Consider the following 14,024-nt stretch of genomic DNA (forward strand, 5'->3'; position numbering starts at 1 on the left):
CTTTTCAACACTTACGCAGTAGGGCTCTGGGTTTCGGACATGAAACGCGGTATTCGGCTCACCTCCATTCTGCTGGTATTCATTTGCCTGTCGCTGGCGTTGCTCACCGCCTGGCAGGTCTGGATTTCCCGTGAGCGCGCGCTGCATGAACTAAACGTCGCCAACCTCAACCTGGTTCAGGCGCTGGACAACTACACAGCCGGGGTCATTCGGCAGTCCGAACTGGTATTGATCGAACTCACCGATCGCCTGCAGAACGGCGCGGCCGAGCACGAACCACAGCGTCTCCAGACCTTGCTGCAAAAGCAGGCAGAAGTGCTTGGACTGGCCAATGCCATCGTCGCCTATGACTCGCGTGGCAATCGCCTGATTGCATCGGCATCATCGCCCACACCCAACCTCAATGCCGCTGATCGCGCCTTCTTCGTTCACCACCGCGACGATCCTTCCAGCGATATTTTCATCGGCCCCACCATCAAAAGCCGCATCACCGGTGACTGGGTCTTCAGCGTCAGCCGGCGGCTGAACGATGACCAGGGGCACTTCGCTGGCGTGGTCGCGGTAACCCTGGACGTTGAGCACTTTCTCAGCTTCTTCGGCAGCCTGGATCTCGGCGAGCACGGCTCGATGAGCCTCTCCACCGGCGACGCCAAGCTCCTGTTTCGCCAGCCCTTCCGTGAACAGGATGTCGGCATGGACTGGTCCGACTCGCCCATCCTGCAACTGCTGCGCGAGCACCGTGAGGGCACCATCGCACAAACCTCACGAATCGACGGTGTCGAACGTGTCTATGCCTTCCACCGCAATGATCGTCTACCACTGATTACCATCGTCGCCCTAGGCCGCGATGATGCCCTGGCCGCCTGGCGCCACAATGCCCAATTGTTCGCCAGCCTGATTCTGCTGTTGCTGGTAGCCGTCGGCGTCATCGGCCAACGCCTGATCCTCGACATCCGCCGCCGCTCACGCACCGAGCGCCAGTTGCTCAGCGCTCAGGAAGAATTGCTCGACGCCAACTCACGACTGGAAGTGCTCGCCTCACAGGACGGTTTGACCGGCCTGGCCAACCGCCGCAGTTTCGACCAGACCCTGGAAGTGGAGATTCGCCGAGCCCAGCGCCGCGGTTCTTCGCTGTCACTGCTGCTGTTCGATATCGATCTGTTCAAGCGCTACAACGATCGTTACGGCCATGTAGCCGGTGATGACTGCCTGCGTGCGGTGGCGGCGCTGCTCAAGCAGTGCATGCGTCGCCCCGGCGACCTGGCCGCACGTTACGGCGGCGAGGAGCTGGCGGTCATCCTGCCGAACACCACAAGCGAGGGTGCCGAGGCCGTGGCCCAGAGCTTCATGCAGGCTCTGCAGCAGCGCCACCTGCGTCATGAAGCCAGCCCGTTCGCGCGGGTCACCGTCAGTGCCGGCGTCGCCAACCTGACCCTGGATCAGCAGGACAGCTCGGTACTGGCGCTGGCGTTGATCCAAGCGGCTGATCAGGCGCTTTACAGAGCCAAGAGCAATGGCCGCAACCGCATGGAAAGCACCGAGGTCGATGGCGAACATCGGTGATGACAAGACGCCTGAAGCAGTTCAGCATCGCTTCGACGTCTTTGCCTCGGATGAATGGCCACGATGAGCAACAACACCCCGCACCCATTGCAACAACTCGCCCAGAATCTGCTCGGCAAGGCAATCCACGAACTCGAGCCGGAAGAAAGCCATGTGCTCGAACAGATTCGCCAGCGTCGCCCCATCAGCCGCGATGCTGCCGATGCGTCGGATGAACAATCATCTTTCGGCGAGAGGCTTTCCGACAGGGTCGCATCGGTAGGCGGCTCATGGACCTTCATCATCTGTTTTTCACTGACCATGCTCGGCTGGATGCTGCTCAACACTGACGTGCTGTCGCACTTCGGCATGGCCTTCGACCCCTACCCTTACATTTTCCTCAACCTGATGCTGTCGACCCTGGCTGCGATCCAGGCGCCGATCATCATGATGAGCCAGAACCGTCAGGCGGCTAAGGATCGTCTGGCCGCGAGCCTGGACTTCGAAGTGAACCTGCGCGCCGAACTGGAAATCATGCGCTTGCACGAGAAGATCGACCAACGCATCCAGCAACGTCTGGACCAGATACTCGAACGTCTGCCGGAGAAACGCCCGCAAGACTGAGCCGACACGGGCCGCATTTGCACCTTAGGGTGCGCCGTGCGCACCAGAGTTTCAGGCATTCCGGCCAGGTGCGCAGCGCACCCTAAGGCAGCGTCGGCTCGCGCTGCCGCCAGCTATCGAGCACGCGCCCGCCCCACACGTTGATCAGCAGCCCGGCCATCACCAGCGCCGCACCGACCATCTGCAAGCTGCCGAGGCGCTCGTCGAGCAACAACGCCGAGGAGCTGATACCCACCACCGGCACCAGCAGCGAGAACGGCGCCACCTGGCTGGCCGGATAGCGCGACAGCAGACGACTCCAAAGCCCGTAACCGAGAATGGTGGCACCGAATGCCAGGTAAGCCAGTACCAGCAGCGAGTCCAGACTGAGACTACGCAGCGAGTGGCTGACCAGCTCCGGTCCTTCCAGCCACAGCGACAACGCCAGAAACGGCAGCGGCGGGATCAGGCTACCCCAGACCACCAGGCCGACCAGATTGACCTTGCCCAGCCTGCGCGTGACCACGTTGCCCAGCGCCCACATCGAGGCAGCGGCGATGGTCAGGGCAAAGCCGGCCAGGGTCATCGCCTGCCCGCCCTGCAGACCGATCAATACCAGGCCGCTGGCCGCCACCAGCAAACCGAACAGGTTGCTGCCGCGCAGCCGCTCGCCGAGAAACAGCGCGGCGAAGAACAGGGTGAAGAACGCCTGCGACTGCAGCACCAGAGACGCCAGACCAGCCGGCATACCGACGTACATGGCATAGAAGAGAAAGGCGAACTGCCCCACGGAAATAGTCATGCCATAGGCCAGCATCCAGCGTAGCGACACCTGCGGCCGACGCACGAAGAGGATCGCCGGAAACGCCGCGAGCATGAAACGCAGGGCGCCCATCAGCATCGGCGGCATGCCGTGCAGGCCGATCTTGATGACCACGAAGTTCAGCCCCCAGACGACGATCACCAGCAGCGCCAGCAGCAGATCCTTGGGGGTCATGAGCAAAAACCTCGAGTTGAGTGAGCCGGCATTAGAACAGCCTCACCCCGCAGCAGACAGACACAGAGACCGAGGAAAAAAGCCACACAGCCACTGCCGGCTGCTAACCTGCGCGCTTCTGTAGTGGTACGCCAAACCCATGACTCTGCACGATTTCCTTCTGTTCGCCTTGCCCGCGGTGTTTCTCACCGGGCTGTCCAAGGGTGGCTTCGGTGGCGCCCTGGGCGGCATCGCCGTGCCGTTGCTGGCACTGGCCACGTCGCCGAAACAGGCGGTGGCAGTCATGCTGCCGATTCTCTGTCTGGCCGATGTAGTGGGCCTCAAGGCCTACTGGGGCAAATGGGATACGGCCAATCTCAAGGTCATGTTGCCGGGTGCGGTCATCGGCATCGCCATCGGCTCGATGACGTTCGGTTTGTTCGACGAACGCGCCATCGGCCTGCTGATCGGCGCCATCGCCATTATCTTCGTCGGGCTCGGCCTGGTAGTTGGCAACCAGGCACCCCGCCCACTGCATAAAGGGCGCGGCACACTGCTGTCGAGTCTGGCCGGCTTCACCAGCTTCGTCGCCCATGCCGGCGGCCCACCAGTGATGATGCACCTGCTGCCGCAGCAACTGGAGAAGGTCCGTTTCGTCGCCACCATCAACCTGTTCTTCCTGCTGACCAACGCGGCGAAGCTGTTTCCCTACGCAGCGCTGGGTCAGTTCACCCAGGAAAACCTGTTGCTCAGCCTGATGCTCGCCCCCATCGTGCCGTTGGGCGTATGGAGCGGCCTGTGGCTGCAGTCACGGGTCAACCACCTTTGGTTCTACCGCATCGCCCGGTTGGGCATTCTGCTGGCGGGCGTGCAGCTGATCTGGCGTTATCTCTGACACCTGCTAAGGCTGCAACCGCAGCAGCTCGCGCAGCTCACGAGCGGTAGGCATTCGCGCCGACACGCCGCTGTTGAAATCGAAGGACTTGGCGCTGGCCAGCGGCCCGACTATCACTGGGTCAAAGCCAGCATCAGTCACCAGACGTGCCGCCACTTCCAGCGCCGCCTCGTCATCCGCGGCCAGCGGGATAGCCAGTTTCTCGCCGCTGCGATGGGCCTGGCTGCGCAGGTTGTAGGCGGCGATGGCATTGAAGGCGCGTACCAGGCGCACGCCCGGCAAAAACTGCTGCGAGGCCAACCCGGCGCCCATTTCGACAGCTTCTTCGGCCATCGCCCCGTCACGCCCAGGGCGCGGATTACCGGCGTCCAGCACCACCTTGCCGGCCAGCTCCGTAGCGTAATCACGGCCGACCTGTGGCGTGGCCGCATAAGGCACCGCCAGCAGAATTACCTCACCAAAGGCCGCCGCCTCACGTGGCGTGCCCACTTTCGCCCGCTCACCCAGCTCGTCGGCCAACGGCTGCAGACGCTCTGGATGGCGCGAGGAGATCATCACCTCATGCCCCGCTTCGACCCACAGCCGTGCCAACGGACTGCCGATATTGCCGGTACCTATGATGCCGATACGCAAGGTGTCTGCCTGCACCGGGGCGCCACCCAGCAGCACAAGCAAGCCGAGCGCAGCGGCGAAACGGTGAAATAAACCAGACATGTTGAGCTCCTCGAGCGAGTGACGAAGAAGAGCAAGCATAGGAAAAACAGGCGCCCTGACGGCCAACGATTCGCAACAGGGTGTTGCCCACCAGCTATGCTTGAAAGGCAATCCCGCGTTGCAGCCGGCTACAGGAGCCGAGGAGGTGGTAGTGATTCGAAAGCATCCCCAGTCAATGACCTGCTTCCCGGAGCCACGACCATGAGCAAAAGCATGGATTCACACAAAGAAAGCAAGAAGAAGCCGCTGAAAACGGCGCACGAGAAACGCATGGCCAAGCGCGAGAAGAAACATGGCCAAACCCTGCTCGGCAGCCACTCGCCAACCACCTGAGCCCCTACTTGCCGGCGCAGCCCTGCTGCGTCGGCAATCCCCACCGCAAAAACACCATCCGGGAAATTGCGCGTGCCGCCAGCGCCGCAAGGCACTAGAATCCGCAGCCTAAGTGATCGTCCGGCCGCTCCTGCGCGCTGCGACGCCGTCTCACCTATCGGCCAGGAGACCCCAGATGGGCGCCCAGTGGAAAGCCAAACCCAAAGAAGCCGCCGCCAATGCCCGAGGCAAGATCTTCGGCAAGCTGGTGAAGGAAATCATGCTCGCCGCGCGTAACGGCGCCGACCCGGACATGAACCCCAAGCTGCGCCTGGCCGTGCACCAGGCCAAGAAAGCCTCGATGCCCAAGGACACTCTGGATCGCGCCATCAAGAAAGGCGCTGGCCTTTCCGGTGAAGTGGTCAACTACGAGCGCACCCAGTACGAGGGCTTCGCCCCCCATCAGGTGCCGGTGATCGTCGAGTGCCTGACCGACAACGTCAACCGCACCGTCGCCGAGATTCGCGTGCTGTTCCGCAAGGGCCAACTCGGTGCCTCTGGCTCGGTCAGCTGGGACTTCGACCACGTCGGCCTGATCGAAGCCAGCACTGAAGATGGCTCCGACCCGGAACTGGCGGCTATCGAAGCAGGTGCTCAGGATTTCGTGCCCGATGATGAGGGCTCGACCCTGTTCATCACCGACCCGACCGACCTCGACGCCGTGTGCAAGGCTCTGCCCGAGCAGGGCTTCACCGTCAACTCGGCCAAGCTCGGCTACCGCCCGAAAAACCCGGTCAGCAGCCTGACACCGGAGCAGATGGAAGAAGTCGAAGCCTTCCTCGAGGCCATCGACGGCCACGATGACGTGCAGAACGTTTACGTCGGCCTAGCCGGCTGAGAACCTGTTTACGATCTGCTGCGCGTCGGCCGGGCGTTGTTAATAACAGGCTCGGAATGCTCATGTACAAAAGTACATTCCGCTTCCTCGCCTGTTTTTGCCTAGCCCGGCTCTAGCTCGCTAGATCGTAAAAAGCCTCTAAGGCGCCACGGGCGCCCTGACCGGGCCTCTTTTCCATGCCAACCACCCTGCACATTGCCGCCGCCTGCCTGTTCGACGAACAAGGCCGCCTGCTGCTCGTGCGCAAGCGCAACACCCGATTCTTCATGCTGCCTGGCGGCAAACGTGAGCCGGGCGAAGATGCGCTGTCTGCGCTCCAGCGTGAGCTGCTCGAAGAGTTGGAGCTGCAACTGCAGGCCGGCGCACTGCAACCACTCGGCCAATTTCAGGCGCCCGCCGCCAACGAGGCCGATACCTGGGTGCAGGCAGACATCTTTCACGCCGCCCTCCCCCACGCCGTACAACCGGCTGCCGAGCTGGAGGAACTGCGCTGGCTCGATACTTCCCTGCCCCTTCCTGACGACCTGGCGCCACTGCTGCGCGATCAGGTGCTGCCGGCCCTGAAACGGCAGCCGTCTGTATAAGAGCGTCGCTCACGGCATCAAAACCGCTCGCGGCAATTTCTTGATCCACGACAACGCGGGTGAAAACACCAGCGATTAGGCTGCGCCGATAAACAAAACCATTCGCCTTGCCTGCAAACCCCACAGGAAACGAGGTTTGCCATGAGTATCACGTCCACCCAAATCTGCGAGGCCGCCGACCAGCTGCAGGGTTTCGTCGGCTTCAACGCCAAGACCGAGCAGTACCTGCTGCGATTCTCCGAAGACAGCTTCGGTCTCGACGTACCGGCCGAAACCATCACGCCTACCTGCGAATACGTCTGGCACGCTGACGAGGGCGAACTGATGCGCCTGGATCGCCAACGCCTAGCCTGGCTGCAGGAGCAACGCATCGATGATCGAGTGAATCTCGCTGAGCCGCTGCGCGTCTACCTGCGCCGCAGCGATTTGCCGGAAATACGCGCCGAGCGGCGGCGTCTGACACCGGCCTGAGATTCAGCGTATTTCGAAGCATTCGGTGCGCATGGCGCACCCTACGGGTGGTGCACCATCTGGCGACGCCCGGAATCGTAGAGTGTCCCGGGGCAGCCCAGGCGTGCGCACCAACCCACCGGTACCACAACGGCGGGGTACCCCCGCCCTACGACACGACCGCTACCCCGTAGGGCGGGTGCAACCCGCCATGCAGGTTCTATCGGGCGACACGCCCCGCCTCAGCCCAATAGCCGCACCGCGACGGCGCCAAGGCCCACGCCGATCAGCAGCAACACGATACCGCCCAGCCACAGTTTGCCCGCACTGGCCGCAGGTGGCGCGACAACAGGTACAGGCCGGGACTGAGCCGCACGCAGGGGGTTGGCCGCCGCCGGCGCAGCCTTGGCGCTGACGCGTGCCGCCTGTGGTACCGGGGCGATCTGCGTAGCGCCGCCAGCTGCCTTGGCAGCCAAAGCTGGCGGCAGGTCCGCCACTCGCATGAACTGGGTGGCATCCTCGTCGGGCGCATCACTCACGCTGACCTTCGGCCCGATCACCAGCAGCGTCACCGTGCCCATCTTCAACTGATCGCCCGGTTGCAGCACGGCGGTCCTGACCTTCTGCTGGTTGACCAGCACGCCGTTGGCCGAGGCGAGGTCCTTGACCTCCAGCACGTCGTCCTTGAGAAAGAACTCGCAATGCCGGCGCGACAGCTCCAGATCGCTGAAGCACAGCTCGCACTTGCTCGAACGGCCGAAGGTCATCGAGCCATGGACATGAAATTTACGCCCCTGGTGTTCGCCCTGAATCACCTGCAGAAACCAACGCGGCGCTGCGGCCTCGGGCCTGGCCGCACTTTTCGCCGGGTCGAGCAGTTGCAGCTCGACGGCGCCCAGGCGTAAACGATCACCATCGCGTAGCTGAAAGCGTGTACCGACGCGTTGATCGTTGACCCAGGTAGCGCCCTGACCCGCATCGCTCAGGTAGTAATAGCCGTGGTCCTGGCGGATCTCGGCGTGGAAACTGGCGATTCCGGCATCGCCGAGCACCAGTTGGTTGCGGCTGTCCTGGCCGATGGTCAGGCGTTCGTCGGTCAGCCAGATGGGTGCTTGGCGGTTATCCAGGAACTGCAGTCTAAGCATCGTGGTCGCCTCGGGTCAGTCGAATAGGTTGTTCAGCAGACGTTTGATCGGGTTTTGCTGGGCTGGCTGAGCGCTGCGTGGGCGGCTCGCGGCCTGACGCACGCGCTGCTCGTGGCTGTCATAAAGGGCCAGCAGCCGTTCGTTGTCAGGTTCGGCCTCGAGACCCTGCTTGATCTGCTCCAGCGCCAGGTTGTATTCGCGCCGCGCATAGGCCGCCTCACTCTGCTCGATAAAACGCTGCGCCACGCGATTGATGCCTGCCAGGGCCAGCAGGTTGTCGGGCTCCCAGCCAAGCACCTGGCGAAAGTAATACACCGCACTGTCGTCCTCGGGCAAAACCAGCAAGCCTTCGCCAAGGCGCTGCTCGGCCAGCTCGAGATACTGCTGGATACGGGCCTGCTGCACACGCTGCAGACCATCGCTGGCCTGGGCGTTGTCTTCGTCCAGGGCCAGCGCCTGACGAAAGTAATAGTCCGCGTTGTCCTGCGCCGGGGTCAGCAGACTCCCCTCGCTCAGGCGCGTTTCAGCGAGCACGAGCAACCCGGCGATGCGCTGCTGCAGTTGCCAGTAGTAGCCGCCTGCGCTACCCACTCCGAGCAGCAGAAGGCCAAGCACGGCCCAGGGCAGCCAGCGCCGCCGGGATGGACGAGGCGGCAGGCTGACGGCCGGGCTCAGACGGGTCTGGTCCTGGTCGGCATCCTGCAGTTCATTGAGGCTGGCCAGCAGCACGTGGCAGTCGGCGAAACGATCTTCCGGGTCCTTGGCCAGCATGCGGTCGAGCAGCCACTGCAGCTCGCTCAGCGACTCCGGCAGCGGCGGCGCCTCCAGCTGCAACTGGTTCATCAGGGTCTGGGTGTAGCTGCCGCCGCGAAAGGGGTTATGCCCGCTGAGCATCTCCAGCAGGATCACGCCCAGGCTGTAGATGTCGCTGCGTGCGTCCAGCGTCTGACACTGCGCCTGCTCGGGGCTGCTGTAGGCCGGGCTGCCGACGGCGATGCCCGACTGGGTCAGTTCGCTGTCGAGCTGCAGCTCCTTGGCCACGCCAAAATCGCTGAGCACCGCAGTGCCATCGTCGCGAAAGAGGATGTTGCCGGGTTTGATGTCGCGGTGCACCAGGCCCTTGTCGTGCACCAGCGCCAGGGCGCTGGCGATCTGCCGGACGATGCGCAGCGCACGCGCCGGCTCCAGAGTCTGGCCCTTGTACTGAGCCAGATCGCCGCCTGCCAGGTACTCCATGGCGAGGAAATGGCGGCCATCGTCGAGTTGGTCGATGCGGTAGATGGTAATGATCGACGGATGCTGCAGGGAGGCGACGGTATGGCCTTCCTTGATGAAGCGCTGGGTGAAGGCTGCGTCCTCGCGATGCAACAGCACCTTGAGCGCCACCTGGCGCTGCAGCGCCTGCTCGGTAGCCAGATAGACCTCGGCCATGCCGCCTTTGCCGAGGCGGTGGTGAATGCTGTAACCGGGTACGCTGATGGAGGGCTGGCTCATGCGGCTCGACTGGCGCTCAGGGTTTAAGGGATTTGAACAACTTGCGCAGCAGGCCGAGGGGCGACGCTTCACGGGGTTCGGCAGCCGGGCCAAGGCCCAGGACGATACAGCTGATATTGTCTCTGCCGCCATGGCTATTGGCCAGCCCCACCAGCTGCTCGACCATCATTTCGAGCGTGGCCGCTTCAGCGCAACAGCGCTGGATAGCGGCGTCGTCCAGCTCACCAGTCAGCCCGTCGCTGCACAACAGCAGCAGTTCGTCCGGCGCCAGTCGGACACGCAGCAGGCCAACATCAGGTGCATCTCCAACCTGCCCCAGGCACTGCACGATCACGTTACGTCGTGGGTGCTCACGCGCTTCCTCGGTGCTCATCTGGCCAGCATCGACCATGACCTGGACCCAGCTGTGGTCGTGACTGAGCTGCTCGATATGTTCGCTGCCGATGCGATAGGCGCGGCTGTCACCAACCCAGGCCAGCTCGAACTCATCCCCGTCCAGGCGCACGGCAACCAGCGTACTGCCCATGCCAGCCTCGCCCGCAACAGGTCGCGCCGCCGCGGCGATAGCCAGGTGGGCTGCATGCACCGCTGCAAATAGCTCCTCGCCCTGTTGCACGGCGCCCACCAGCTCCTCCAGCGCCAAGGCACTGGCCACCTCGCCACGCTCATGCCCACCCATGCCATCGGCCAGCGCCCACAGGCCCAGATCGGGACGGCAGACCAGAGCATCCTCGTTATGCGTGCGTACCTGGCCGGCAACGCTTTGCGCAGCGAACACCACGGATACAGGAGAGGACTGAGACACGCGGCGAATCCTTGAGCAAAATGCGATTTCCCATGATGCGGCGACGCGAACGGGCTGTCACCGCCCGCCACGCCGTAAATGCGCAACCGTTAACCAAAATGCGATGGTTAAATAAGCCGCCAGATCCGCCACCTGAGCCCATGACCTCACCGCGCTTTCGCCGCTTGCCCCTCCAGTTGCGACCTCTGGTCGACAAGTTCTACCGCGACCACCGCTCGCCGATGCGCAGCCAGGCGGGGGATGAACTGTGGGTGGCGGAAAACGCCAGCGAGATCGTCGCAACCCTGAGCCTTCGTCCTGTAGCGGGAGGACAGTGGCTGACTGGCCTGTTCGTCGCCCCCGCGCTGCGGCGCCAAGGCGTGGCAGCGGCGTTGCTCAGTCACAGCCTGGCGCTACATCCCGAGCCAGTCTGGCTGTTCTGTCACCCCGAGCTGCGCACCTTCTATCAGCGTCTGGGCTTCGAGAGCTGTCAGAGCCTGCCGACCGAGTTAGCCCAACGGCTGGCCCGCTACCAACGCGGAAAATCGCTTATCGCGCTGCGTATCCACTGAACAACCTGTCGCCAAGGGCAAAAATACTGGCACTTTGCTCAGGAATGCCCCTTGCCATTAGCGGTCAAAGCTCTGCATGCTTGTTCCATAACAACGAAAAGAAACGCTATGGCTACCCAGACCGCTCGCTTGCTGAAGCGCCTGCGCAACGATTTCCAGCTATCGATCATCACCCTGATGGGGCTGTTCGGCGTCATCGGCATCTCTCCTTACGCCGTCTACCGCTTGCTACACGGCAACTACCTGGTCGGTATCGCCGACACCGTCATCGTTTTTTCCACCTTGTTCGCCGTGCTCTACGCCTGGTTCACTCGCGACACGGTCAAACCCGGTATCTACCTGGCCGCCGTGTTCTCGGTCGGCGCCACGCTGATCGCCATCAACCTGGGCGTGAACGGCCTGTTCTGGATCTATCCGCTTATTCTCTTCAACTTCTTCATGGTCACGCCTGGCAAGGCGCTGTTGGCGACCTCCGTGGTGCTGATCAGCCTGGTCAGCCACGCCCTGCTGGTGCCCGGCAGCGTGTTCGAAAGTCATTACCAGATGGTGTCGTTCCTGGTCACCTGCATGATGGCCAGTGTGCTCAGCTTCATCTTCGCCTTCCGCACCCGCACCCAGCGCGACCAGCTGCAATCGCTGGCCATTCATGACCCGTTGACCGGGGCACGCAACCGCCGAGCGATGAACGAAGAACTGAAGATCGCCATGGCCAGCCATCGCCGCCACAGCGACAGCTACGGCCTGCTGGTGATGGACTTGGACCATTTCAAGCAGATCAACGACCGCTTCGGCCACCACGTCGGCGACCAGGTGCTGGTGGCCTTCGTCGAGCTGATCATGCGCTGCTCACGCAAGGAAGACCGGTTGTTCCGCTTCGGCGGCGAGGAGTTTCTGCTGCTGCTGCCCAATACCGAAGCCGAGGGCCTGCGCGCCGCTGCGCAAAACCTGCTGAGCCGGGTCGCCAATGAGCTGGAGAGCCCAGGCGGCGCGGTGACCGTCTCCATCGGCGGCGCCATTCTGCACAGTGGTGAACACTGGGAAGGCTGGTTGCAGCGCGCCGATGAATGCCTGTATCGAGCCAAGAGCGAGGGGCGCAATCGCGCGGTGATCGCCGATGCGCCGGGCGATCAGAACAAGGCTGCCGCCAACCCCTGATAGATCAGCGACTGCGCTGTTGCTGATAACTGCCACTGCCCGGTTGACGCTCGATGATCAGCCCGCCCGGATATTCGGTGCTCTGGCGAATACCACCACGGGTTTCGCTGGAATAGCTGCCATAGCTGCTTTCCTGACGCACGCTGCCCTGCGGCAGACGCTGCCCGCCATAGAGGTTGTGCTGCTCATAACTCGACGAGCCCGAGACGCTGCCGCTGGCACCGGGGCTGACGTAGCTCTTGGGAATGACGCGAATGGTCTGCGGCTGATCAGCAAACGCAGCACCGGCCAACATCGTAGTCAGGATCAACACAAGCGAACGAATGAACATGAGTACCTCCCATCTGAGTCGGGGCCAGGCATCGCCCGCCTGAACCCCGAAAACCATCATCACACCGGCTTTGACAACAACACGAGGGAATTTTCATACCTAAACGACAAAGGGTCAGCCGAAGCTGACCCTTTGCTGGAAATGGTGCCGGAGATAGGAATCGAACCTACGACCTTCGCGTTACGAGTGCGCTGCTCTACCGACTGAGCTACACCGGCGGGAAAACGTCGGCATTATGCGAGTTGCCACGCTCGCGCTCAAGTCGCTGGAGCATCAGCTGTCGAGTAGTTCGATGCGGTCGTCGTGGATGCGGATCAGGCCCTGCTTGTAGAGACCGCCGATGGCCTTCTTGAAGTTGCCCTTGCTGACCCGAAAATGCTCGGAGATCAGCTCTGGCGGGCTCTTGTCACCCAGCGCCAACACGCCACCCTGCGCACGCAGGCGTTCGATGATCTGCTCGGCCAGGCCGCTGGCGGCTTCATGACCGATGGGCTGCAGGCTCAGGCTGATCTTGCCGTCGGCGCGCAGCTCTTTGATGTAGCCCTTCTCGCGCATGCCGCTGCGGATGAACTTGAACAGCTCGTTCTTGTGGATCAGGCCCCAGTGCTTGCCGTCGATGATGGCCTTGAAGCCGAGATCAGTACGCTCGACCACCAGTAGGTCGACCTCCTGACCGACCTGGTAGTTGGCCGGCACCTTGTCCAGGTGGCGATCCAGGCGCGCGGTGGCGGTGAGGCGGCGGGTGCGTTTGTCCAGATAGAGGTAGATCACGCAGTAGTCGCCGATCTGCAGCGGGCGCTTCTCTTCGGAATGCGGCAGCAGCAGGTCCTTGGGCAGGCCCCAGTCGAAGAACAGGCCGACGCGGTTGATATCCACCACCTTGAGGCTGGCGAACTCACCGAGCTGGATCTTCGGTTTCAGGGTGGTGGCGATCAGCTTGTCTTCGCTGTCGAGGTAGAGGAACACGTTGAGCCAGTCCTCGACTTCGCTCGGCGTGTCCTTGGGGATGTAGCGCTTGGGCAGGAGGATTTCGCCGTCCGCACCACCGTCCAGGTACAGACCGAAGTCGGTGTGCTTGACCACCTGCAAAGAATTCATCCGCCCAATCAAGGCCATCGCGTTTCACCTCACCAAAACAGCCGGCCATTCTACCCGAGTTAATCCGCGACCGGGCTGACGGTGTGGCGAATCGACGGCCGGTCGACTGGAGGCGTAAGTAACTGGGAAACAAGCCATAAATTGTCGCGAAAAGCCGCCCATGCGCGGCGTTATGGTATTCATCATGGCGATTAACCAAGCAGAAATAGGCTGCTTGAGGCATAATGGCCGGCCGCCCATCTGAAAGAGATCAAGGTCATGGCCACCCTGCGCGTGAAGTCCTCCTCCAGCAAAGTCAGCAAGCCCGCCCCTGCCGTGGAAACCCGCGAGTCCATCGAGGCGCAGATTGCTGCCTTCCTGCAGGGCGGCGGCGAGATCCAGCAGATCGCCAAGGGCGTCAGCGGCCAGACTTACGGCGGCACTCGCCAGATCACCATCAGCAAGAAGTGATCGCCTCGGGTGCGCGATGCG

The 14,024-nt window shown here is 62.6% G+C and carries 16 protein-coding genes and 1 tRNA gene; 9 read left to right on the forward strand and 8 right to left on the reverse strand.

What is annotated here, in order from left to right; all coding sequences use genetic code 11:
- Window positions 1-39: 39 nt before the first annotated feature.
- Both CDO35_RS15445 and CDO35_RS15450 read left to right on the forward strand, forming a co-directional pair.
- The gene (locus CDO35_RS15445; RefSeq protein ID WP_099525582.1) at window positions 40-1,563 is read left to right on the forward strand and encodes a sensor domain-containing diguanylate cyclase; all 1,524 of its coding nucleotides are present in this window, start codon (window positions 40-42) and stop codon (window positions 1,561-1,563) included.
- A 63-nt stretch (window positions 1,564-1,626) separates the two neighbouring features.
- Window positions 1,627-2,166 carry a DUF1003 domain-containing protein gene (locus CDO35_RS15450; protein WP_099525583.1) on the forward strand — a complete coding sequence of 180 codons (540 nt, stop codon included), beginning with the start codon at window positions 1,627-1,629 and terminating at the stop codon, window positions 2,164-2,166.
- Between the two features lie 82 nt (window positions 2,167-2,248).
- On the opposite strand, the gene CDO35_RS15455 is transcribed toward CDO35_RS15450, so the two are convergent.
- Window positions 2,249-3,142, reverse strand: coding sequence for an EamA family transporter (locus CDO35_RS15455; protein WP_099525584.1), 894 nt, complete (start codon window positions 3,140-3,142; stop codon window positions 2,249-2,251).
- A gap of 139 nt (window positions 3,143-3,281) precedes the next feature.
- Here CDO35_RS15455 and CDO35_RS15460 point away from each other — a divergent pair, with 139 nt between their 5' ends.
- Window positions 3,282-4,016: a sulfite exporter TauE/SafE family protein gene (locus CDO35_RS15460; RefSeq protein ID WP_084342019.1), complete on the forward strand. Its 735-nt coding sequence runs from the start codon at window positions 3,282-3,284 to the stop codon at window positions 4,014-4,016.
- Window positions 4,017-4,022: 6 nt separating this feature from the next.
- Here CDO35_RS15460 and CDO35_RS15465 read toward each other — a convergent pair whose 3' ends face one another.
- Window positions 4,023-4,730: an NADPH-dependent F420 reductase gene (locus CDO35_RS15465; RefSeq protein ID WP_099525585.1), complete on the reverse strand. Its 708-nt coding sequence runs from the start codon at window positions 4,728-4,730 to the stop codon at window positions 4,023-4,025.
- Between the two features lie 508 nt (window positions 4,731-5,238).
- Here CDO35_RS15465 and CDO35_RS15470 point away from each other — a divergent pair.
- The 3 genes from CDO35_RS15470 to CDO35_RS15480 all read left to right on the forward strand — a co-directional run bounded on the left by CDO35_RS15470 (window position 5,239) and on the right by CDO35_RS15480 (window position 6,995).
- Window positions 5,239-5,940, forward strand: coding sequence for a YebC/PmpR family DNA-binding transcriptional regulator (locus CDO35_RS15470; protein WP_099525586.1), 702 nt, complete (start codon window positions 5,239-5,241; stop codon window positions 5,938-5,940).
- A 176-nt stretch (window positions 5,941-6,116) separates the two neighbouring features.
- The gene (locus tag CDO35_RS15475) at window positions 6,117-6,524 is read left to right on the forward strand and encodes an NUDIX hydrolase (RefSeq protein ID WP_099525587.1); all 408 of its coding nucleotides are present in this window, start codon (window positions 6,117-6,119) and stop codon (window positions 6,522-6,524) included.
- A gap of 141 nt (window positions 6,525-6,665) precedes the next feature.
- Entirely contained in the window at window positions 6,666-6,995 is a 330-nt protein-coding gene (locus CDO35_RS15480; RefSeq protein WP_099525588.1) for a DUF2025 family protein, read from the forward strand.
- Between the two features lie 221 nt (window positions 6,996-7,216).
- Here the strand turns inward: CDO35_RS15480 and CDO35_RS15485 are convergent, their stop codons facing one another.
- Genes CDO35_RS15485 through CDO35_RS15495 form a run of 3 tightly spaced genes read right to left on the reverse strand, consistent with a single transcriptional unit; the run spans window position 7,217 to window position 10,418 of the window.
- Complete coding sequence (locus CDO35_RS15485; protein ID WP_099525589.1) at window positions 7,217-8,119, reverse strand: FHA domain-containing protein; 903 nt, start codon at window positions 8,117-8,119, stop codon at window positions 7,217-7,219.
- A 15-nt stretch (window positions 8,120-8,134) separates the two neighbouring features.
- Window positions 8,135-9,613, reverse strand: coding sequence for a serine/threonine-protein kinase (locus CDO35_RS15490; RefSeq protein ID WP_099525590.1), 1,479 nt, complete (start codon window positions 9,611-9,613; stop codon window positions 8,135-8,137).
- Window positions 9,614-9,629: 16 nt separating this feature from the next.
- Window positions 9,630-10,418: a PP2C family protein-serine/threonine phosphatase gene (locus tag CDO35_RS15495; RefSeq protein ID WP_099525591.1), complete on the reverse strand. Its 789-nt coding sequence runs from the start codon at window positions 10,416-10,418 to the stop codon at window positions 9,630-9,632.
- A 140-nt stretch (window positions 10,419-10,558) separates the two neighbouring features.
- On the opposite strand from CDO35_RS15495, the gene CDO35_RS15500 reads away from it, so the two are divergent.
- Window positions 10,559-10,969 carry a GNAT family N-acetyltransferase gene (locus CDO35_RS15500; protein WP_099525592.1) on the forward strand — a complete coding sequence of 137 codons (411 nt, stop codon included), beginning with the start codon at window positions 10,559-10,561 and terminating at the stop codon, window positions 10,967-10,969.
- A gap of 108 nt (window positions 10,970-11,077) precedes the next feature.
- Window positions 11,078-12,124 (forward strand): GGDEF domain-containing protein, encoded by a 1,047-nt coding sequence (locus tag CDO35_RS15505; RefSeq protein ID WP_099525593.1) that lies wholly within the window; start codon window positions 11,078-11,080, stop codon window positions 12,122-12,124.
- A 4-nt stretch (window positions 12,125-12,128) separates the two neighbouring features.
- Here the strand turns inward: CDO35_RS15505 and CDO35_RS15510 are convergent, their stop codons facing one another.
- From CDO35_RS15510 to CDO35_RS15520, 3 genes are all read right to left on the reverse strand, one after another.
- The gene (locus CDO35_RS15510) at window positions 12,129-12,455 is read right to left on the reverse strand and encodes a hypothetical protein (protein ID WP_099525594.1); all 327 of its coding nucleotides are present in this window, start codon (window positions 12,453-12,455) and stop codon (window positions 12,129-12,131) included.
- 142 nt (window positions 12,456-12,597) lie between these two features.
- Window positions 12,598-12,673, reverse strand: a tRNA-Thr gene (locus tag CDO35_RS15515).
- Between the two features lie 55 nt (window positions 12,674-12,728).
- Entirely contained in the window at window positions 12,729-13,571 is an 843-nt protein-coding gene (locus tag CDO35_RS15520; RefSeq protein WP_084342003.1) for a CvfB family protein, read from the reverse strand.
- Between the two features lie 240 nt (window positions 13,572-13,811).
- Here CDO35_RS15520 and CDO35_RS15525 point away from each other — a divergent pair, with 240 nt between their 5' ends.
- The gene (locus CDO35_RS15525) at window positions 13,812-14,003 is read left to right on the forward strand and encodes a hypothetical protein (RefSeq protein WP_003462311.1); all 192 of its coding nucleotides are present in this window, start codon (window positions 13,812-13,814) and stop codon (window positions 14,001-14,003) included.
- The last annotated feature ends 21 nt before the right edge of the window (window positions 14,004-14,024 follow it).

Origin of the sequence: Pseudomonas sediminis, from assembly GCF_002741105.1 — a bacterium.
In the GTDB taxonomy this organism is placed as follows: domain Bacteria; phylum Pseudomonadota; class Gammaproteobacteria; order Pseudomonadales; family Pseudomonadaceae; genus Aquipseudomonas; species Aquipseudomonas sediminis.